This is a genomic window from Sinomonas sp. B1-1 (assembly GCF_050474465.1).
GTDB lineage: Bacteria > Actinomycetota > Actinomycetes > Actinomycetales > Micrococcaceae > Sinomonas > Sinomonas flava.
Genome location: NZ_JBCHVF010000013.1, coordinates 30,380 through 49,625, shown reverse-complemented (window position 1 = coordinate 49,625; position 19,246 = coordinate 30,380). Strand labels below are relative to the sequence as shown.

At 69.8% G+C, this 19,246-nt stretch carries 21 protein-coding genes; 15 read left to right on the top strand and 6 right to left on the bottom strand.

Going from position 1 to position 19,246, the window contains the following annotated elements; genetic code table 11:
- The first annotated feature begins 13 nt into the window (after nt 1-13).
- The 8 genes from ACQ5BE_RS16180 (at nt 14) to ACQ5BE_RS16145 (ending at nt 7,870) form a co-directional block, all read left to right on the top strand.
- A complete protein-coding gene (locus tag ACQ5BE_RS16180) occupies nt 14-1,111 on the top strand; it encodes an ABC transporter ATP-binding protein (protein ID WP_430298020.1) in 1,098 nt (365 codons plus the stop codon).
- Nucleotides 1,111-1,758 carry an ABC transporter permease gene (locus tag ACQ5BE_RS16175; RefSeq protein WP_430298019.1) on the top strand — a complete coding sequence of 216 codons (648 nt, stop codon included), beginning with the start codon at nt 1,111-1,113 and terminating at the stop codon, nt 1,756-1,758. Before ACQ5BE_RS16180 ends, ACQ5BE_RS16175 begins: the two co-directional genes overlap by 1 nt.
- Complete coding sequence (locus tag ACQ5BE_RS16170; RefSeq protein ID WP_430298018.1) at nt 1,755-2,507, top strand: ABC transporter permease; 753 nt, start codon at nt 1,755-1,757, stop codon at nt 2,505-2,507. The genes ACQ5BE_RS16175 and ACQ5BE_RS16170 overlap by 4 nt, the downstream gene beginning before the upstream one ends.
- On the top strand, nt 2,507-3,451 hold the full coding sequence (locus ACQ5BE_RS16165; RefSeq protein WP_430298017.1) for an ABC transporter substrate-binding protein: 945 nt from the start codon (nt 2,507-2,509) through the stop codon (nt 3,449-3,451). The genes ACQ5BE_RS16170 and ACQ5BE_RS16165 overlap by 1 nt, the downstream gene beginning before the upstream one ends.
- Nucleotides 3,452-3,527: 76 nt before the next feature.
- The gene (locus tag ACQ5BE_RS16160; protein ID WP_208709619.1) at nt 3,528-4,748 is read left to right on the top strand and encodes a pyridoxal phosphate-dependent aminotransferase; all 1,221 of its coding nucleotides are present in this window, start codon (nt 3,528-3,530) and stop codon (nt 4,746-4,748) included.
- A gap of 33 nt (nt 4,749-4,781) precedes the next feature.
- Entirely contained in the window at nt 4,782-5,633 is an 852-nt protein-coding gene (locus ACQ5BE_RS16155) for a PPK2 family polyphosphate kinase (RefSeq protein ID WP_430298016.1), read from the top strand.
- Between the two features lie 60 nt (nt 5,634-5,693).
- Nucleotides 5,694-6,206 (top strand): hypothetical protein, encoded by a 513-nt coding sequence (locus ACQ5BE_RS16150; protein ID WP_430298015.1) that lies wholly within the window; start codon nt 5,694-5,696, stop codon nt 6,204-6,206.
- A complete protein-coding gene (locus tag ACQ5BE_RS16145) occupies nt 6,203-7,870 on the top strand; it encodes a DUF5671 domain-containing protein (RefSeq protein WP_430298014.1) in 1,668 nt (555 codons plus the stop codon). The genes ACQ5BE_RS16150 and ACQ5BE_RS16145 overlap by 4 nt, the downstream gene beginning before the upstream one ends.
- A gap of 62 nt (nt 7,871-7,932) precedes the next feature.
- Here ACQ5BE_RS16145 and ACQ5BE_RS16140 read toward each other — a convergent pair whose 3' ends face one another.
- Both ACQ5BE_RS16140 and xseA read right to left on the bottom strand, forming a co-directional pair.
- The gene (locus tag ACQ5BE_RS16140) at nt 7,933-8,196 is read right to left on the bottom strand and encodes an exodeoxyribonuclease VII small subunit (RefSeq protein WP_430298013.1); all 264 of its coding nucleotides are present in this window, start codon (nt 8,194-8,196) and stop codon (nt 7,933-7,935) included.
- The gene (gene xseA, locus ACQ5BE_RS16135) at nt 8,189-9,535 is read right to left on the bottom strand and encodes an exodeoxyribonuclease VII large subunit (RefSeq protein ID WP_430298012.1); all 1,347 of its coding nucleotides are present in this window, start codon (nt 9,533-9,535) and stop codon (nt 8,189-8,191) included. The genes ACQ5BE_RS16140 and xseA overlap by 8 nt, the downstream gene beginning before the upstream one ends.
- A 108-nt stretch (nt 9,536-9,643) precedes the next feature.
- Between xseA and ACQ5BE_RS16130 the strand changes: the two genes are divergently transcribed.
- Both ACQ5BE_RS16130 and ACQ5BE_RS16125 read left to right on the top strand, forming a co-directional pair.
- On the top strand, nt 9,644-10,477 hold the full coding sequence (locus tag ACQ5BE_RS16130) for a hypothetical protein (protein ID WP_430298011.1): 834 nt from the start codon (nt 9,644-9,646) through the stop codon (nt 10,475-10,477).
- A gap of 27 nt (nt 10,478-10,504) precedes the next feature.
- Entirely contained in the window at nt 10,505-11,590 is a 1,086-nt protein-coding gene (locus ACQ5BE_RS16125) for a 4-hydroxy-3-methylbut-2-enyl diphosphate reductase (RefSeq protein WP_430298010.1), read from the top strand.
- Nucleotides 11,591-12,055: 465 nt separating this feature from the next.
- Here the strand turns inward: ACQ5BE_RS16125 and rmuC are convergent, their stop codons facing one another.
- Entirely contained in the window at nt 12,056-13,378 is a 1,323-nt protein-coding gene (gene rmuC / locus ACQ5BE_RS16120) for a DNA recombination protein RmuC (RefSeq protein WP_430298009.1), read from the bottom strand.
- A gap of 64 nt (nt 13,379-13,442) precedes the next feature.
- On the opposite strand from rmuC, the gene ychF reads away from it, so the two are divergent.
- The 5 genes from ychF (at nt 13,443) to ACQ5BE_RS16095 (ending at nt 17,065) form a co-directional block, all read left to right on the top strand.
- Nucleotides 13,443-14,546: a redox-regulated ATPase YchF gene (ychF, locus tag ACQ5BE_RS16115; RefSeq protein WP_430298008.1), complete on the top strand. Its 1,104-nt coding sequence runs from the start codon at nt 13,443-13,445 to the stop codon at nt 14,544-14,546.
- Entirely contained in the window at nt 14,543-14,926 is a 384-nt protein-coding gene (locus ACQ5BE_RS16110) for a DUF6680 family protein (protein ID WP_430298007.1), read from the top strand. Before ychF ends, ACQ5BE_RS16110 begins: the two co-directional genes overlap by 4 nt.
- 32 nt (nt 14,927-14,958) lie before the next feature.
- Nucleotides 14,959-15,147, top strand: coding sequence for a hypothetical protein (locus ACQ5BE_RS16105; RefSeq protein ID WP_430298006.1), 189 nt, complete (start codon nt 14,959-14,961; stop codon nt 15,145-15,147).
- Between the two features lie 107 nt (nt 15,148-15,254).
- The gene (locus ACQ5BE_RS16100; protein ID WP_430298005.1) at nt 15,255-16,250 is read left to right on the top strand and encodes a DUF4238 domain-containing protein; all 996 of its coding nucleotides are present in this window, start codon (nt 15,255-15,257) and stop codon (nt 16,248-16,250) included.
- Between the two features lie 77 nt (nt 16,251-16,327).
- Nucleotides 16,328-17,065: a hypothetical protein gene (locus tag ACQ5BE_RS16095; protein WP_430298004.1), complete on the top strand. Its 738-nt coding sequence runs from the start codon at nt 16,328-16,330 to the stop codon at nt 17,063-17,065.
- 22 nt (nt 17,066-17,087) lie between these two features.
- Here ACQ5BE_RS16095 and ACQ5BE_RS16090 read toward each other — a convergent pair whose 3' ends face one another.
- From ACQ5BE_RS16090 to ACQ5BE_RS16080, 3 genes are all read right to left on the bottom strand, one after another.
- Nucleotides 17,088-17,363, bottom strand: a complete 276-nt coding sequence (locus tag ACQ5BE_RS16090; protein WP_430298003.1) for a hypothetical protein — start codon at nt 17,361-17,363, stop codon at nt 17,088-17,090.
- A 294-nt stretch (nt 17,364-17,657) separates the two neighbouring features.
- Nucleotides 17,658-17,933, bottom strand: coding sequence for a hypothetical protein (locus ACQ5BE_RS16085; RefSeq protein ID WP_430298002.1), 276 nt, complete (start codon nt 17,931-17,933; stop codon nt 17,658-17,660).
- A 1-nt stretch (nt 17,934) separates the two neighbouring features.
- A complete protein-coding gene (locus ACQ5BE_RS16080; RefSeq protein ID WP_430298001.1) occupies nt 17,935-19,128 on the bottom strand; it encodes a phage major capsid protein in 1,194 nt (397 codons plus the stop codon).
- Nucleotides 19,129-19,246: the final 118 nt, after the last annotated feature.

Here is a 19,246-nt window from a genome sequence, read left to right as displayed (position 1 = left end):
AATCGAGGTGCACGTGCCAGAGCCCATGATCGAGTTCCGCGAGGTGTCCAAGCGGTACGGCGACCGGACCGCCGTCGACCGCCTGAACCTGAGCGTGGACCGTGGCGGGATCACCGTGTTCGTGGGGCCGTCCGGGTGCGGCAAGACGACCTCGCTGCGCATGGTCAACCGCATGGTGACTCCCACCGAGGGAACAGTCCTCCTGGACGGGCGCGACGTCGGGGACGGGCCGGCGCCGGCGCTGCGGCGCTCGCTCGGGTACGTCATGCAGTCCGCCGGGCTTCTTCCCCACCGGACCGTCGCGGACAACATTGCCACAGTCCCGCGCCTCAACGGGGTGTCCCGCCAGGAGTCGCGGGCCCGGGCGCTCGAGCTGCTCGAACTCGTGGGCCTTCCGGCGGACGCCGCCTCCCGCTGGCCCGCCCAGCTCTCCGGCGGCCAGCAGCAGCGGGTCGGCGTCGCACGGGCGCTCGCCGCGGACCCGCCCGTGCTCCTCATGGACGAGCCGTTCAGCGCCGTCGACCCGCTCGTGCGCCACGACCTCCAGCGCGAGCTCCTCGGCCTCCAGCGCGAGCTCGGAAAGACGATCCTGTTCGTGACCCATGACATCGACGAGGCGGTCATGCTCGGCGACCGGATCGCCGTCTTCGCCCAGGGGGGCCGGCTCGCCCAGTACGCCACGCCCGAGGCGCTCCTGCGGGAGCCGGCCGACGACTTCGTGGCCTCGTTCATCGGCCGTGACCGGGGATTCCGGCACCTCGGCTTCCTCCCCGACGCCGGGCTCGAGCCCGAGCGCGGCGAGTCGGTCACCGCCGCGCGTCTCGAGGCCGCGCGGCCTGCCGAGTGGGCTGTCGTGACGGACGACGGCGGGCATCCGCTCGGGTGGGCCGACCCGGCCCGGCCGGGGGTGCTCGTGACAGGCGGCTCGCTGCACAGGGAAGGGGACAGCCTGCGCACAGCGCTCGACGCCGCGCTGTCCTCGCCCTCCGGCCGGGGCGTGGTGGTCGACGCCGCGGGCAGGCTCGTGGGGACGGTGGCACCGGAGGCGGTGCTCGCCGCCGCCCGCGCCGCCTCCCCGGCCCTCGCCGGCGAGAGTCCGGGGGAGACCTGATGGAGTGGGCGTTCGCCAACGCCGACCGGATCCTGTCCCTGGCGGGGCAGCATCTCCTGCTCGCGGTGGTGCCGCTCGTGGCCGGCCTCGTCGTCGCTCTCCCACTCGCGCGGTTCGTGGCGACGCGGAGGCGGGGACGCGCCGTCGTGCTCGCGGGGAGCTCGGTGCTGTACACCGTCCCGTCGCTGGCACTGTTCATCATCCTGCCGGTCGTCCTCGGGACCCGGATCCTGGACCCCGTGAACGTGATCGTGGCCCTCACCGTCTACGCCGTGGCCCTCCTGGTCCGCACGGCCCTCGACGCACTGGACTCCGTGGCCGGCCAGTTCAGCGACGTGGCCGTCGCGCTCGGGCACACCCCCCTCAGCCGGTACCTCCGCGTCGACCTGCCCCTGTCGCTGCCGGTGCTGGTCGCGGGACTGCGCGCCGTGTCGGTGAGCAACGTCTCGCTCGTGTCCGTGGCCGCGCTCGTCGGGATGCCGAATCTCGGCATCCTGTTCACGGAGGGCCTGCAGCGGGACTTCCCCGAGGAGATCGCCGTGGGCCTGATCGCCATCCTCGCGCTCGCGCTCGCGCTCGATCTTGTCCTGGTCCTCGTCGGTCGCGTCCTCGCCCCGTGGGACCGGGCAGCGGCGGTGCGGGGATGAGCCTGCTCGAGGCCACGTGGGCGTGGCTCGCGGACCCCTCCCACTGGGGGGGCGACACGGGGATCCCGGCGCGGGTGGGGGAGCATCTCCTCTACACGCTCCTGGCCGTCGGCATCGCCGCTGCCATCGCCCTTCCGGCCGGGGCCTGGGTGGGGCACACGGGCAGGGGACGGGTCGCGGTGGTCGCCGGGGCCGGCGCGCTCCGCGCGGTTCCGTCCCTGGGCCTGCTCGTGCTGTTCGTGCTGCTCGCGGGGGCCGGGCTCATGCCGCCCATCTGGGCGCTCGTCGTCCTCGCCGTGCCACCGCTCCTGGCGGGCGCCTCGGCCGGCATCGCCGCCGTCGACCGCGCCGTCGTGGACGCCGCCCGCGCCCAGGGCATGCGGGAGGACCAGATCCTCTTCGGGGTCGAACTCCCGCTCGCCCTGCCGGTCATCTTCGGCGGCCTGCGCGCCGCCGTCCTCCAGGTCGTCGCGACCGCCACGATCGTGGCCTACATCAACCTGGGCGGCCTCGGCCGGTACATCTTCGACGGGCTCGCCCTCTCCGACTACCCGCGCATGCTCGCCGGATCCGCGCTCGTCTCCGTGCTCGCGGTCGCAGTCGACCTCGCCCTCGGGGCGCTCCACCACGCCCTGTCAGCCCGGCACCGCCCGGGCGAACCCCTCCCACGCGGCGCCAGCCCGGCGTCGCGCGCCACGCTCGCAGCAGCCGCGCCTCCCGTGGCCGCCGAAGAGGAAGGAACACGATGATGAAGTCTCCCACCCGCCGCAGCGCCCTCACGGCGCTCGCGGCGAGCGCCGCGCTGGCGATCACGCTCTCCGCCTGCGGTGCTTCCTCCAACCCGCTGTCGACCCAGTCCGGCGGTGCGAGCGGCGGGTCCGGCAAGGCCCTCGTGATCGGGTCGGCCGACTTCACCGAGAGCCAGATCCTCGCCGAGGTCTACGCCGGCGCCCTCAACGCCGCAGGTGTCCAGGCCACGACCAAGCCGAACATCGGCGCCCGCGAGGTCTACTTCAAGGCGGTCCAGGACGGCTCGGTCGACGTCGTGCCGGACTACACGGGCAACCTCCTGCTCTACGTGGACAAGAGCGCCACCCAGATCACCGCGGAGGACATCGCCAAGGCGCTCCCCGGCAAGCTGCCCGAGGGCCTCGCGGTCCTCAACGCCGCCAAGGCCGAGGACAAGGACGCGATGGTCGTCACCCCCGCCACGGCCGCGAAGTACCAGCTCAAGAGCATCGAGGACATGGCCAAGGTCTGCTCGGAGCTCACGCTCGGCGCCCCCGCGACGTTCGCCGAGCGCGCGTACGGCCTGCCGGGACTCAAGGACAAGTACAGCTGCGTGCCGAAGAAGCTCGAGCCGTTCAGCGACGGCGGCGGCCCGCTGACCGTCAGGGCACTCCTGTCCGACCAGGTCCAGGTCGCGGACATCTACACGACCACGCCCGCGATCGCGGACAACGACCTCGTGGTGCTCGACGATCCGAAGAACAACTTCATCGCGCAGCAGGTGGTGCCGCTCGTCAGGAACGCCTCGATGTCCGACGCCGCAAAGAAGGCCCTCAATGCCGTCTCCGAGAAGCTCACGACGCAGGACCTCATGAACCTCAACCGCGCCGTGGGCGGGGCCCAGAAGCAGAGCCCCGCCGACGCCGCGAAGGCGTGGCTCAAGGACAAGGGCCTCGCCTCCTGACCCGCCGATCTGCAGGGGCAGCAGGGTGTGAGCAGCGTCGCAGGGCGCGGCTCGCACCCTGTGGCATATTTGGACAATGGCCCAGTTCTTGCAGTCGACCAAGCTCCACAACGTGCTCTACGACATCAGGGGGCCAATCCTGGAGGCTGCCCAGCAGATGGAGGCAGAGGGCCACAGGATCCTCAAGCTGAACATCGGGAACCCGGCGCCGTTCGGCTTCGAGGCCCCGGACGCGATCCTCGTCGACATGATCCGCCACCTGCCCCATGCTCAGGGCTACAGCGATTCCCGCGGCATCTTCTCGGCACGCACGGCGGTCTCCCAGTACTACCAGACCCGGGGAATCCAGAACATCCACGTCGACGACATCTACCTCGGCAACGGGGTGTCGGAGCTGATCACGATGTCCCTCATGGCCCTCCTCGAGCAGGGCGACGAGATCCTCGTGCCGACCCCGGACTACCCCCTGTGGACGGCGTCGGTCTCCCTCGCCGGGGGACGCGCGGTCCACTACCTCTGCGACGAGGAGCAGGACTGGGAGCCCGACCTCGAGGACCTCGAAGCGAAGATCAGCCCCCGCACCAAGGGCATCGTCGTGATCAACCCGAACAACCCGACTGGCGCCCTGTACTCTGACGCGACGCTGCGCCGCATCGTCGAGCTCGCCGAGAAGCACGGGCTCATCATCTTCGCGGACGAGATCTACGAGAAGATCCTCTACGACGGCGCAACCCACACGAACCTGGCGGCCTTCACCGGCGAGGACGTGCTGTGCCTGACCTTCTCGGGCCTGTCCAAGGCGTACCGCGTGTGCGGCTACCGGGCGGGGTGGATGGCGATCTCGGGCCCCAAGAAGGACGCCGCGGACTACCTCGAGGGCATCAACCTGCTCGCGAACATGCGCCTGTGCGCGAACGTCCCCGCGCAGCACGCCATCCAGACCGCGCTCGGCGGCTACCAGAGCATCAACGACCTCATCCTCCCGGGAGGCCGCCTGCTCGAGCAGCGCAACAAGGCGTACGAGATGCTCAACGCCATCCCCGGCGTCTCCACGAAGCAGGCCAAGGGCGCCCTGTACCTGTTCCCGCGGCTCGACCCGGAGGTGTATCCGATCCGGGACGACGAGAAGTTCGTCCTCGACCTCCTGCGTGAGCAGAAGATCCTCGTCTCCCACGGCCGCGCGTTCAACTGGACCGCGCCGGACCACTTCCGCATGGTGACGCTCCCGGCCGTGGCGGACATCGAAGAGGCCATCACCCGTATGGCAGACTTCCTCGGCAGGTACAAGGGCAACTGAGGAAGACCGCGCGGTGCGGGGAAGGACGGCGTGATGGGATCCAAGGGCTTCGCCAAGGATGTCGGCGATCTGCTCCGTGTCGGCAGGAACTTCCATCTGGGCGACGTGGACCCAACCGCCACCCCCGGCTTCCCCGGCGACAAGGCCGAGGGCAAGGTCCACCTCGCCCGGCGGGACATCGTGCTTGCGGAGTACCAGGAACGGCTGTACGCCGCGGGACGCGACGGCGATGCGCCGTCGGTCCTGCTGATCCTCCAGGCCATGGACACCGCGGGCAAGGGCGGGATCGTCAGCCACGTCGTGGGCGGCGTGGACGTCCAGGGAGTCCATCTGAAGGCGTTCAAGGCGCCCACCGACGAGGAGAAGCAGCACGACTTCCTCTGGAGGGTCGAGCGCGAGCTGCCGGGGCCCGGGATGCTGGGCGTCTTCGACCGCTCGCACTACGAGGACGTCCTCATCCATCGGGTTCACGGGTGGGCAGACGCAGCCACGATCCAGCGACGGTACCGCGAGATCCGGGACTTCGAGCAGGGCGTCGCCGCGCGCGGGACGACCATCGTGAAGGTCATGCTGCACATTTCCAAGGAGGAGCAGAAGCGACGGCTCCTCGCCCGGCTCGAGGACCCGGTCAAGCGCTGGAAGTACAACCCCGGGGACGTCGACGAACGCCAGCACTGGGGTGCCTACATGGACGCATACCAGAAGGCGATCGACATGACCTCGACGCCGTGGGCTCCCTGGCATGTCGTCCCGGCCGACCGGAAGTGGTACGCGCGGATTGCGGTCCTCGAGCTCCTCATCGGCGCGTTCAAGACCATCACGCCGGACTGGCCGGAGCCCTCGTACAGCCTGGAGCGGGAGAGGGCACGCGTCCTCGCCAGCTGAGCCCGCCCTCGGGGACGTAGTGCCCTGTCCACGGGGTCCGCGACGCCGCAGACTGTCGCCATGACGGACAGCAGCGCGGCAGGAGGTTCCACGCGGACGAGGGGTCCCGGGCGCGTCCTCGCCGTGGTCCTCTCGCTCATCGGAGTGCTCGTCGTGGCCTCGGTGGCCCTCATCCTCTCCCGGGGAGCACCGCAGCCGGTCGACCCGTCCACGCCCGCCGGTGTCGTGCAGAAGTACGCAGAGGCCTACCTTGCCGGCGACACGGCGACGGCCTTGTCCACCCTCTCGGAGGATGCCCGGAAGCAGTGCGCCTCCTATCCCGGCAGCTATCAGCAGAGCCCCCAGTACCTGGAGAACGTGCGCGTGGAACTGCGCTCGACCACCGAGCGCGAATCGACGGCCACGGTACGGGTGGCGCTCGTCCAGACGGCGCAGGGAGGACCGTTCGGCCCCTCCGACTACTCGACGCCGGGTGACTTCCAGCTCGTCAAGGCGAACGGCCAGTGGGAAATCGTGTCGGCGCCGCCGATGATCGCGGTCTGCCCGCCGCTCATGAAGAGCGTCGCACCATGAGCTCCGCCCTTCCTGCCGTCCGGCGGCTCATCCTCTACATGCTCCTCTTCGCCCTCGTGGTGATCGCCGCGAGCGGACTCCGCGGCCTGCTCACCCGGGTCCTCCCGTCGGGGCAGGTCCTTGCCGGGGAGGCCACAGCGGGACTCGCCCAGTCGCTCGCCTTCACGGTGATCGGTGTGCCGCTCGCGGGACTGCTGTGGTGGTTCGTCTGGCGGCGCCTCGCGGACCCCGAGGAGCGGCGCTCAACGGCCTGGGACCTGTACGTCGCAGGCCTCTACAGCGTCGCGCTGGTCGTCGCGTCGACCCAGCTGCTCGCGCTCCTGGCGGGGCTCGTCGAGGGGCGGACCGAGGGCTGGAACGGCTTCCTGGCCACCGCCGTCGTGTGGGCGGGGGTGTTGGCGTGGCACCGGTGGATGTGGCGGAGCAGGGCGAACGGCCCCCTCCTGCTCGCGGACGTGCCCGCCGTCGTCGGCGCGGGCTACGGCCTCGCGCTCGGTGCGGCCATGGCCGGAACCGCTCTCACGCGGCTCATCCGGGCAGCAGTCCAGTCCCTCTCGGGCGACCAAATGGCAGTGCTCGCCGAACAGGGCGAGAGCAGGACGTGGTGGGGCGGGGTCCTGGCTGCAGCGGTCTGGGCAGCGGGCGGGGCCCTGGTGTGGCTCTGGCACTGGATCGTCGAGGGCGGGCGCAGGCTCCGCACGGACTTCAGCGACGTGGTCCTCGTCCTCGTCGGCATCTTCGCGGCGGGCGTCGCGGCCTTGGGTGGTGCTGGAACGGCGCTCTTCGTCGTCCTCCGCCTCCTGTTCGACCGTGACGAGGCGGCCGGCCCGGTGCTGTCCCTGCTGGATCCGCTGCCCGCGGCGCTGGCAGCCGGGACCATCGGCTGGCTCGTCTGGGCCTACCACCGCCCGCTCGTGGCCGCCCGCTCCGTCTCCGCCCAGCAGGCGGCCCGGCTCGTCACAGCTGGCATCGCGCTCGTCGGTGCCGCGTCGGGCGTCGGCGTGATCATCAACGCCCTCCTCTCCCTGGTGAGGGCACCGCTGGCCGGCACCGGCGCCCGTACGCTCCTGCTGGGAGGAATCGCGTCGCTGGCCGTGGGCGGGCTGGTCTGGTGGCTCGTCTGGAAGCCCACCCACGTGCTTTCCGAACCGCTGGCGGGCCAGCCGCCTGGACGGCGCATCTACCTCGTGGTCGTCTTCGGCGTGAGCGCCGTCGCTGCCCTCGTCACCTTGCTGGTGATCGGCTTCCAGGTCTTCCGGTCATGGCTCGCCGGGGGCGGCGGACTGGCCCTGATCGCCGACATCAGGGTCCCGCTCGGCATCCTGGTCGCCACCGCGCTCGCGGCGAGCTACCACTACGCGGTGTGGCGGCACGACCGCGCAGAGCTCCCCGCCCACGCCGCGAGGCCGTCGATCGGCAAGGCGATCCTGGTCACCGCGCTGGACCCCGAGCCGTTCTCGCGCGCCATCACCGAGGCGACCGGGGCGACCGTCACGGTCTGGCGCAGCGGCAGCGGGCTCCCCAGCGACCAGGAGCCCCACGCGCAGCGCGCGGGGCCAAGCGCAGAGGCCGTGGCCAGGGCCCTCGAAGGGATCCGCTCCCGCAGGGCGCTCGTCCTCGTGGGACCCGGGGACAGAGTGGAGGCGCTCCGGCTCGAGGGATAGGTCCCTCTACCGGCTTCGAAGCCGCCCCACGCCGCGTGCGTGGCCCCCGTGCCGGCTGTCTGTCAGCCTTGCTCTGGCGGGCGGCGTGCGGCATCGAGACGGCGACGCGCCCCCTCGAGCCATTCCTCACAGCGGTTGGCGAGCGCCTCGCCGCGTTCCCACAGCGCCAGGGACTCCTCGAGGCTCACCCCGCCGGCCTCGAGCCGGGACACGACGGCGACGAGCTGCTCGCGGGCCTCCTCGTAGGACAGGCTGTCGAGCCCCTCCGCTGCGCGGGGCGAGCCCGGCGACGCGCCATTCTGCTGTGGTCCGGATGCTTCAGCCATCGCGGGGGTCCTCCTCGGGGTTGGTCGATGACAGGGTGGCGTTCGAGTGCGGGGGATCGGAGGCGGCAGCGGGAGGTGCTCCCTCCGAGCGCGCCGCGAGTTCGCCGCGGGCCAGCCGGAGCCGCAGGGCGGTGCCCGCGGGCGCCTCGTCCGGATCGAAGACCACCGCCCCTGGGTGCGCCTCGGTTCCCGCCACGCCCGCGGCGAGCTGCACGACGGCGTACCCGCGGTCGAGCGTCTGCTGAGGGGAGAGCGCACGCATCTGGGCACGAAGGTGCGCCACGCCGTCGGACGCGCGTGCGACGGCGGTACTCACCGCCGAGAGCGAGCGGCCGCGGAGGCGCTGGAGCTCGTCGTGCCGGCCGTCGACCATGGTGTCGGGGCAGGAGAGCACCGGGCGGCTGCGGATCGAGGCGAGCCGGTCGGCCTCCCGCTCCACCAGAAGCCTGACCTGCCGCTCGAACCGCTCTCGGCATTGCCGCACCCGAGCCAGCTCTTCGCTCACGTCCGGCACGATGCGCTTCGCGGCGTCCGTGGGCGTCGAGGCGCGCAGGTCGGCGACGTCGTCCAGGATCGGCCGGTCGGCCTCGTGCCCGATCGCGCTGACGACCGGGGTCACCGCCTCCGCGACGGCGCGCACGAGCGATTCGTTGCTGAAGGGCAGGAGGTCCTCGAGGGAGCCGCCGCCGCGGGCGATCACGATGACGTCCACCTCTGCCAGAGCGTCGAGTTCGCGGAGCGCACCGAGGACTTCCGACACAGCGCTTGCGCCCTGGACCGCGACCTCGTGGATCTCGAACTGGACGGCCGGCCAGCGCAGCGCCGCATTCCGCAGCACGTCCTTCTTCGCGTCAGAGTCCCGGCCCGTGATGAGGCCGATGCGGTGGGGGAGCATCGGGAGGGGCCTCTTGCGGTGGTCGGCGAAGAGCCCCTCCGACCCCAGTGCCTGCCGCAGCCGCTCGATGCGTGCCAGCAGGTCCCCGAGGCCCACCGGGCGCATGTCGCGCACGGCCATGGTGAGTCGGCCCGTCTTGAGCCACATTTCGGGCTTGACCAGGGCCACGACACGGGAGCCGCGCTCGATCGGTTCGCGGAGCCTCGCCATCACCGTCCCCCATGCGGACGCGGGGAGCGAGATCTCCGCGTCGACGTCGCGGAGCGTCAGGTACGCCGTCTGGCCCCTGCGGTTCAGCTCGATCACCTGGCCCTCGATCCACACCTGCGGCGAACGCTCGATGTGCTCCTTGAGCTTGCGGGAGAGCACGTGCAGGGGCCACGGGTTCTCCGGCGTCGTGTCCGCGGCCCGCGCGGGGAGCGTCGAGAGGTCCGGTTCTTCCATCCCTGCCACCATAGCCAACCAGTATCACGCGGCGCCGACAGTCCTCGCATGCGGAACCCGTTCGGCCGCCGCCGATAGGATGGGCGCGTTGCCGACCCCGGGAAGTCCATGCGTACCGTGCTCTCTGCCCTCTCCGTGCTGCTCGCCGTCGTCCTCACCGCGGCTGCCGTGCCGTCGCTCTGGATCGAGCGGAACGTCGTGGACGAGGACGGCTTCGTGCGGCTCCTGGCCCCGTTGAGCCGGGACGCTGACTTCCAGGCAGCGCTGGGCAAGTCGTTGACAGCGACGGCGGTCTCGGCCTCGGGCGTGCCCGCTCCGCTGAGGCCCGCGGCCACCGAGCTCGCCGAGAAGACCCTCGAGGGCCTGACGTCCGACCAGGCCTTCCCTTCCGCGTGGGAGTCGACCCTCCGAGAAAGCCACAGGCTGAACTTCAGTCCCGCCACCGCTTCGACGTCAGCCTTCACCCTCGAGCTCCGGCCCCTGGCCAACGTCGTCCTGGACCGCCTCGGCGCCGGCCTCGGTGTCGGCTTCTCGGATGCGCCGAGCATCACGGTGCCCGTCGGGAACGCTCAGCAGCGCTCAGCGCTCACCTTCGCCCAGGACGCGGCCGCCCTGGCCCTGCCGCTGTCGGCCGGCGCAGTGCTCGCGCTCCTGCTCGGCCTGCTCTTCGCACGACGGCGCGGAACCGCCCTCGCCTGGGCCGGCGGCGGCCTCCTCGTGGTGGCAGCGCTCCTCGGCGCCGGAACCTTCCTCACGGCCTCGGTGGCCGGCTCACAGGGCTCCCAGGGAAGTGTGGCCGGCGTGTTCGCCCAGCGCGCAGGGCAGCTCTTTGCGGACGCGTTCGGGCCGTGGATCCTCGGTGTTGCCGCCGTCGGCGCGGTCTTCCTGGTCGTGGGCCTGGTGCTGGGAGCGCGTCAGCGGAGGCTTCCTGCGCCGCAGTAGCCGGACCGGCGCCGGTAGCATGGTGGCATGACCTCAACCCCCGTTGCCTTGTCTATGCCCACGGTCCCGCGGCGCCGCCGCTCGCCCGAGGACGTGGCTGCCGTGGCTCCGGTCGAGGGTGAGAAGACGGTCCTGCTCGCCGCACCCCGTGGCTACTGCGCCGGGGTCGACCGGGCCGTCATCGCCGTCGAGAAGGCGTTGGAGCACTACGGCGCCCCCGTGTACGTGCGCAAGCAGATCGTCCACAACCGGCACGTCGTCGAGACACTCGAGGAGCGCGGGGCCGTCTTCGTCGAGGAGACCGACGAGGTGCCGGAAGGCGCCCTGGTCGTCTTCTCGGCCCACGGGGTGAGCCCGGCCGTGGTCCAGTCCGCCGCCGACCGCGGGCTCCGCACCATCGATGCAACGTGCCCGCTCGTGACGAAGGTGCACCGCGAGGCCGTCCGCTTCGCGAAGGGCGACTACGAGATCCTGCTCATCGGCCATGTGGGCCACGAGGAGGTCGAGGGCACGTACGGCGAGGCCCCGGACCACACCCAGATCGTCAACTCCCCGGAGGAAGCCGACACCATCCAGGTCCGCGACCCCGACAAGCTCATCTGGCTCTCCCAGACCACGCTGTCCGTCGACGAGACGATGGAGACCGTCCGGCGCCTCCGGGAGCGCTTCCCGAACCTGCAGGATCCGCCTAGCGACGACATCTGCTACGCGACGTCCAACCGGCAGGCCGCCATCAAGAAGATCGCGCCGCAGGCCGATCTGGTGATCGTCGTCGGGTCCGCGAACTCCTCGAATTCCGTGCGCCTCGTCGAGGTCGCGCTCGAGTACGGTGCCAAGGCCGCGTACCGCGTGGACTTCGCGAACGAGGTGGACGAGTCGTGGTTCGAGGGCGTCTCGACCATCGGCGTGACCTCCGGTGCGTCCGTGCCCGAGGTCCTGGTCCAGGACGTCCTCCGGCTCGCCGCCGACTACGGCTACGGCAGCGTCGAGGAGGTCGTGACCGCTGAAGAGGACATCCTCTTCTCCCTGCCCAAGGAGCTTCGCACCACGCTCAAGGAAGCCGGCGACTCGAGCCGGGGCCTCGGCGGCAGGGGCCAGCGCCCCCAGAGCTGAGGCCTACCCACGCCGAGGTCACCCCGTGTGGCGCCGAGGTCACCCCGTATGGCGCCGAGGTCACCGGGTGTGGCGTCGAGGTCACCCGTAGGGGGTGTGGCGCGTGGCGGGGCCACCCCAAGGGGCGTCGCCCGTGCCAGGAAGTGCCGTTCTGTGCGAGAAGTGCACGAAAGGGGCACTTCTGGCGCAGAACGGCACTTCTCGACGATGGTGGCTTCTCAACGCGTGATTGTTGGGGCCACAGCCCATCTCGCCGGCGCGGCACCTGGCCCCGCCGCGGCACCTGGCCTGCACGAACACATGGCCTCGGCGTTGCCGGCCCGAGCTGGCGGTCCCCGGCATCTGGGCCAGGCACGGTTGCCGCACCCCCAGGGCCGCGTCGAGCGGTCTCCGCCCGTCCCAGCTCGCGCGCCGAGCAGTGTCGACCGGGCAGCGTCCGTCTACCCCGAGCGACCCTGGCGCCGATCAGGCCGAGTGCCGATGACCTGCCCCGTGCTGGCCGTCGCGCGCATCTCGGGAGTCGTCGCCCAGATCGACCGAGCCACCTCCCAGCGTCCCGGGCAGCGGAGCGATCCCGTTGTCCCGCCACATCTGCTCGTCCAGGAGCTCGCTCGCGCTGAGCACGCGGGGCGTCGTCTCGACCGGGGGCAGCTCCGGAAGCGTCTCGCGGGCACCGAGGTCCAGGGCGCTGATGCGCCGGGCCGTCGGCAGCACACGCGACTCCAGCGCGCCGATGAACGCGTTGTACCGCTCGACAGACCCCTTGAGCGACGCACCGAGCCGCGCGACGTGGCCGCCCATCGTGCTCAGCCGCCCGTACAGCTGCTGGGACAGGTCGAACAGCTCGCGGGCGTTCTCCGTGAGGAGCTCCTGCCGCCATCCGAACGCCACGCCCTTGAGCAGGGCCATGAGCGTGGCCGGAGAGGCCAGTGCGACGTTCCGGGTGAACGCGTAGTCGAGGAGACCCGCGTCGGCGCGCAGTGCCTCCGCGAGGAAGGACTCCGCCGGCAGGAAGCACACGACAAGCTCGGGGCTCGCGCCCACTGCCTCCCAGTACTTCTTGCTCCCCAGCACGTCCACGTGCGCGCGCAGGGCCTTGGCGTGCTCCGCGAGGTGCTTCTCCCGTGCCGCGATCCCCGCAGGGCTCGCATCCTGGGCGTGCTCCTGCGCCCTCAGGTACGCACCCAGCGGAACCTTGGCATCGACGACGATCTGCTTGCCGCCCGGCAGCGACACGACGAGGTCGGGACGGACAGCACCCGCCTCCCCGGACGTCGCGACCTGCTCCGCGAAGTCGACACGGTCGAGCATCCCGGCGGCCTCGACGACACGACGCAGCTGGACCTCGCCCCACGTGCCGCGAGAGGCGTTGTTGGCCAGCGCCGCGGTGAGGGCATGGGCCGACTGCAGGATTGCCGCATCGGAGTCCCGCGCCTCCTGCAGCTGCTGCGCGAGCTGACCGAACTGCTCGACGCGGTCGCGCTCGAGCAGGGCCACGGCGCGCTGGACGGCGCCGAGCTTCTCGGCCACCGGGGCCAGCGCGTGGAGCACCGTGTTCTCCTGCTCGTCCAGCGACGTCAGGGCGGCGTTCTGGCGCGCGAGCAGGTCGCGTTCGGCGCTCGCGGCAGCGAGCTGTGCCTCCACCGACGAGAGGCGGGACTGCAGCGCGGGGAGGTCCCCGCCGTCGTGCGCTCCGCGCCTCCGCGCCCACACGGCACCGGCCACCCACCCCGCGAGGAGAGCGAGCAGTGCCACAAGAACCACCACGAGAGTCTGCGTTCCGTCCATGCGCCCACACTCGCATGGGCCACCGACATTTCTGGCCGGATCCGCGCCGGTATGATGGATGACCGTGGCTCTCACTATCGGAATCGTCGGTCTCCCCAACGTCGGCAAGTCGACGCTCTTCAACGCGCTGACGCGCAACCAGGTCCTCGCGGCGAACTACCCGTTCGCCACCATCGAGCCGAACGTCGGCGTGGTGAGCCTCCCCGACCCCCGTCTGGACAAGCTCGCCGAGATCTTCGGCAGCGCGCGCATCCTCCCCGCCACCGTCTCCTTCGTGGACATCGCCGGAATCGTCAAGGGTGCCTCCGAGGGCGAGGGGCTCGGCAACCAGTTCCTCGCGAACATCCGCGAGGCGCAGGCCATCGCCCAGGTGATCCGCGTCTTCGACGACCCCGACGTGGTGCACGTCGACGGCAAGGTGGACCCGCGCTCCGACATGGAGACCATCAACACCGAGCTGATCCTCGCCGACCTCCAGACCATCGAGAAGGCCCTTCCGCGCGTCGAGAAGGAAGTCAAGATCAAGAAGCGCGACGCCGCGGAGCTCGCCGCGATCGAGGCCGCGAAGAAGGTCCTCGAGCGCGGGGACACCATCTTCTCGTCCATCGGATCCGACAAGCTCGACATGGACCACCTCAGGGAGCTCAACCTCCTCACGGCCAAGCCGTTCATCTACGTCTTCAACGCCGACGAGGGCATCCTCACGAGCCCCGAGAAGCAGGAGGAGCTGCGCGCCCTCGTGGCCCCCGCCGACGCGATCTTCCTCGACGCCAAGCTCGAGTCCGACCTGGTGGAGCTCTCCGAGGAGGAAGCCCGCGAGATGCTCGAGATGAACGGCCAGGAGGAATCTGGCCTCGACCAGCTCGCGCGCGTCGGCTTCCACACCCTCGGCCTCCAGACCTACCTCACGGCCGGCCCCAAGGAGACGCGCGCGTGGACCATCCACCGCGGAGACACGGCGCCGCAGGCCGCAGGTGTCATCCACACCGACTTCCAGCGCGGCTTCATCAAGGCCGAGGTGGTCCACTTCGAGGACCTGGTCGAGGCCGGCTCCATGGCCGAGGCCAAGTCCCGCGGCAAGGTCCGCATCGAGGGCAAGGACTATGTCATGGCCGACGGCGACGTGGTCGAATTTCGTCACAACACAACGTCTGGCGGCAAGAAGTGAGTGACGCGCTCGTGGCGGCACTGGCTGGTGCCGTGGTCGGCACGATCCTCACGGGAGTCACCGCCTACGTGCAGAACTTGTTGTCTCGCGAATCGCAGAAGCGCACTGAACGAGAGCGGCAGCGCTTAGCTCTGGTTCGCGAGATCATGCGCTATCGGCTAGAACAGAAACGGCTGATCGGACCGCTGAACGAACTTCCACTTGTGTTCGGCGACGATGACGAAGTCCTGAGGCTCTATCGTGAGACTCTAGACGCCAGCGATGACGGTGCACGCACCCGTAAACTCACTGATTTGATCAATCGCCTTGCTTCGAGCGTTGGCCTGCCACCAGAGGTTCGAGTCTCTGATATCCAGCGAGGGTTTCTCCATGCGGAGTGAGTCTTCCGTGACCGACGGCAAGAAGTGACGGCATGACGGTAGACCGAACACTCGACCTTGTCGAGGACATCATCGAGGGCGTCGCTCACGGGGGCGTTGCCGAGTCCCTCCCTGCGCTCTCCGTCGAGAGGCGCGACGACGGTTCGGTGTTGGAGGTCGATCTGGGCGATCCCGATCTCGTCTACATCGTGACAGTCATCAGCATGGAGCGCGTCGAGTGACGCACGGCGTTGTGATCGAGTTCCGTCGCAACACCGCATCTTCGAGGAAGTAGGAGCTTTCATCCATGGGGGACGGGGCAGAGCGGCTGCGAAGACGGCACCATACGGTGCCGAAGTTCTACCTGCGGGGGTTCGCCGAGAACGACCGCATCGCAGCAGTCCAACTCCCCGGCCACCGACGGTTCGTCCAGTCAGTAGGCGATGCCACCGTCGTCAATAACTTCTATACCGTCGAGGGGCACGAAGATGGCGACGACACCATCGAGAAGGCGCTGTCCGGAGTCGAGGGGGCTACTGCGGCGGTCTTCAAGACCATCCGCGAGGGAACGTGGCCGCTGTCCGCAAACGACCGCATGGTCCTCGGGTATTTCCTCGCGCTCCAAGCGATGCGGGTGCCCGCCATACGCCGAACGGCGGACCATGTCGCCCGACAGATGCTTCGCCTTCAAGTGGGCGCAGGCGGCAAGTCCGGACTGCGCCGACGGCTGGAGCGGCAGACGGGCGGCGAGGTCGCGGACGAAGTCGTCGAAAGACTCTGGGAGCAAGCAACCCGGCCTGAAGGGCCGCCCATCCAGCGGGCGAAGGTCGACCACATCCAAGACATGCTCGACCACGCCAGCGGGATTCTCAAGTACATCGTGGGTCGGCCCTGGTCGCTCGTCCAGTTCGAGCGTCGCGCGCTCATCACTTCGGACGCGCCCATTGCCCTCGTGGGCGATCCCGATGAGGACCCATGGCGCGGCGTTGGTTACGAGAGCGCATGGGGTATCACCTTTCCGCTGACTCGAAGATTGGGCCTGCTCATGAGCGACATCACGCCGCTCATCGAGGCGAACTTTCCGGTGGAGAAGGTCCATCAGGGCGCGGCAGACATGGTTCAACCGGCGACGGCCAAGCTGGAGAAGTTCTTCAACTACCACACCGTGGCCAACGCAAGTGAGTGGCTGTTCCACCACCCCGAGGACGAGAGGTTTGTCCCCGAGGAACTTCCCGAGCCGAGCCCTGTGAACATTTCGGTTATGGGGATGGATCGCGAGTTCGACGGCGAGCCTTGGTTCGGGCCGGCGACGCACATTCCGCAGGAGTCGGACGATAGTCTGTGAGCTGGGCTGGCGCGCCGTAGCGCCAGCCGCTCATTCTTGGGGGAAGCATGGATCACGAACCGCCTTACACTGCGCGCTTGGGCGAACTGAACGCCGCTAGCCCGGACGGCTTCACGCACACCACGACGTCGACGCCTACGCGGCCGATTATCGTCAGCGACGGCTCGGGGAAGACCCTCTACTCCGCACGCACGGCGGACACGCCTAAGGCCGCTGACAACCACGTCCGGCATGCAGGCTTCCGACGAACGGGCGACTGGGTGAATGGCGCCGCCAAGGTGGAACCGATTCCCGCGGCCGAGAAGCGGCGCAGACGCCTCATTACCGCCGCCGTGGTCGTGGGCCTGCTTGTGGCGAGCGCGGCTGGCTGCAATGCGCTCCGGGTTAGCAGCGAGGTTGCCGAGGCCGCTAGGGCAAGCGCGAGTGCGAGCGCTGCGGCAGCTGCAGCCGCCGCCTCGGTCCCGTTCACTGCGAAGGGAACCATCCTGGTCAGGTCGACGAGCATCCAGCGGGACATCCACAACATCTACGACAAGAGCAACGACAACTGCCAGCCCATCGGTGGGTACAAGGACCTCGGTATCGATACGGCGGTCAAGATCGTCGGGCCCAAGGGCCAGGTCTCGACCGGCCGCATCCGCAACGGCAAGCAGTCATCGGCCCCGGGCTCGTGCACTCTGACGTGGGAGGTCTCGGGCGTCATTCCTGTTGACTACGGCACGTACTCGCTCTTCTTCGGTCACCGCGACGCTGTGGAGGTCAGCTTGGACGAGCTGAAGCGGGGCTACGAGGGCGGCATCGGCGACGGCACCTGATTGTCGTGGACGGATCGCACGCTCACGGGCGGCCTTCACCGGGCACTGCCCGCAGCCTCGTCGCGCGCAGCTGCCCGACCGTGCCCGTCGCCGGGGTGCTTCGGGCCAGCGATTGCCTGCTGAGCTGGCGCAGCGCTGAGAGGTAGAGCGCGCCGAGCCGGGCCGAGGGCCCGTTCGGGCCTGATTCGTCGACCTGTCGTGCGAGCGAGAGCACGAGCACTTCGAGTGCCTTGCTCTCGGGTCCTCGTGTCGTCGCGCGCAGCGCGGTGCGGACGGCGCGCTCGTTGACTCCTGGCATTGATCCTCTCCAATTTCGTGACGCGCTGTGCGTCGATCTGAGCGGCTCGACCCGCTCTCATGTGTGGCAGTGCTGGGGCGGTCTCGTGAGCACGTGCTGGGCGGCGTGTGACGCTGGGGCGAGCGGCGTTGCAGCTGCCCTTGGCCCCTGTATTTCTCGGTCTAGCGATAATCGACTATCTCGATGCAGTCGAGCGGCGCGAGTCCTGCAGAGATTTCTGCCTCCCTACCGTTCGAGCAGGGCTGGAAGCGGGACGCCGCCGACGCCTACTAGATCGGCGGCATCCCGCGGTTCTCACTGGATCGTCGTTGCCCTTCGCCCTGGCTTCGGCGGCTTGGGCGCTTCGTCGGGGTTCGGCTCGGTTCCCGATTCTGGGAGCGCCGCTGCCTCGGCCTGGCGGGCGTCGGGGTCGGCGGGCTCAGCCCAGCCGTTGATGAACCATGCTTCGGCCACGTTCCCGGGGACGCGGATGGTGCCTCCGGGTCCGACCACGTCGCCCGCGTGGGCGAGCTGGTGGTTCGCTGCCGCCCTGACGGCGACGAGGCCGTCCGTGTTCTGTGCGCCGTCCATGTCAGAGTCCCGTCACCTTCACGATCGCTGCGGGACGCTTGACGCCGAGCGCGAGCCTCTCCTCGGCCACGAAGCCGGTGAGGTTGCGCTGGAAGAAGTCGCCCGGGAAGCCTGCCTTGACGCTGATGCTCTCCCGGAGGAAAGCCCTGGTGGCCTCCCTCATGTTCGCGACGATGCCCGTGCCGGCGGCGATCTGCGTCGTGACGAGAACAGGCAGCCCCCAGATGGTGTTGGCCTCGTCGGCGGCGGGGTTCGGGTTGAGCAGGTACCGGCCCTGGCTGTCCTTGGTGCGGCGCATGCCCGACCAGGTGGTGGGGTGCAGGATCACGAGGTCGGGCTCGGTGTAGGCGGCGCCGTTGCGCAGGTCGGTGATGGCGAGGTCGAGGGTGTCGAGCTTCTGCGTCTCCGAGCCAGCGCCGTAGGCGCGGGTGAGGATGCCGGACGTGTTGAGCAGGCCGAGCAGGTTCTCGCCCGTTCCGTCGCCGCTGAGGATCTGGCTGTTCTCTGCGTCGACGATTGCGCGCAGCAGCTCGTTGTTCAGGAACCCGAGCATGCCGGGGAAGTCTGCCAGCGCTTCGTCGTTGGCCGCCGTGAACGCGGCGATCTTCTTCGCGGTGAGGATCGTGCGCACCGTGTTCGGCGTGATCTCCGGCTTCAGCCCGCCAGCTGCCACAGTGGTCGCTGCGCCGCTGGTCGAGCCGTGGACGAGGAACTCGACGCTCGGCGCGCCCATCGTGGTGGTGGGGATGCGGTCGAGGATCCTGTTCGGCTCGCGCCGCAGCTCGGTGATCTGGCCGTCGTACTCGGCGGGCTGGAGCAGGTTCGTCGCCTGCGCCGCGTCGGACGAGGTCGTCTTGGTGCCCAGACGGAACTGGTACGGGGTCTTGCTCGCGAGCGCCTCCTGCAGCCCGTCGAGGGCGCGCCTCTCGACAGTGAACCCACCGGCCTCAGCAGTGGCGCCCACGATCTGGTTCTGGACGCGCAGGTACCTGCCTCGCTCCGCCTCGAGGTGTGCGAGGTTCTGAGCCTCGGCCTCGTAGTGCTTCAGCTCGTCCTCAAGCGGTGCCACCTGGGCCTTCTTCTGCGCAGGGCTCAGCTCGGGGTCCTCGACGACATCGAGGGCCTTCCTCGCGAGGGTGCGGATCCTGTTCCTGGCCTCGGCCGAGGTCGCCACCCGTGGATAGTTCGTGCTCATCGTTCTGCCCTTTTTCGAAGGATATGAGGAAGGTCGGTCGCCGCTCGGCTCGGAGCCTAAGCGGCGGCAACCGCCCCAGGGCAAGCGCGCCGGCCGCGAGGAATTGCCGGGTGACAGC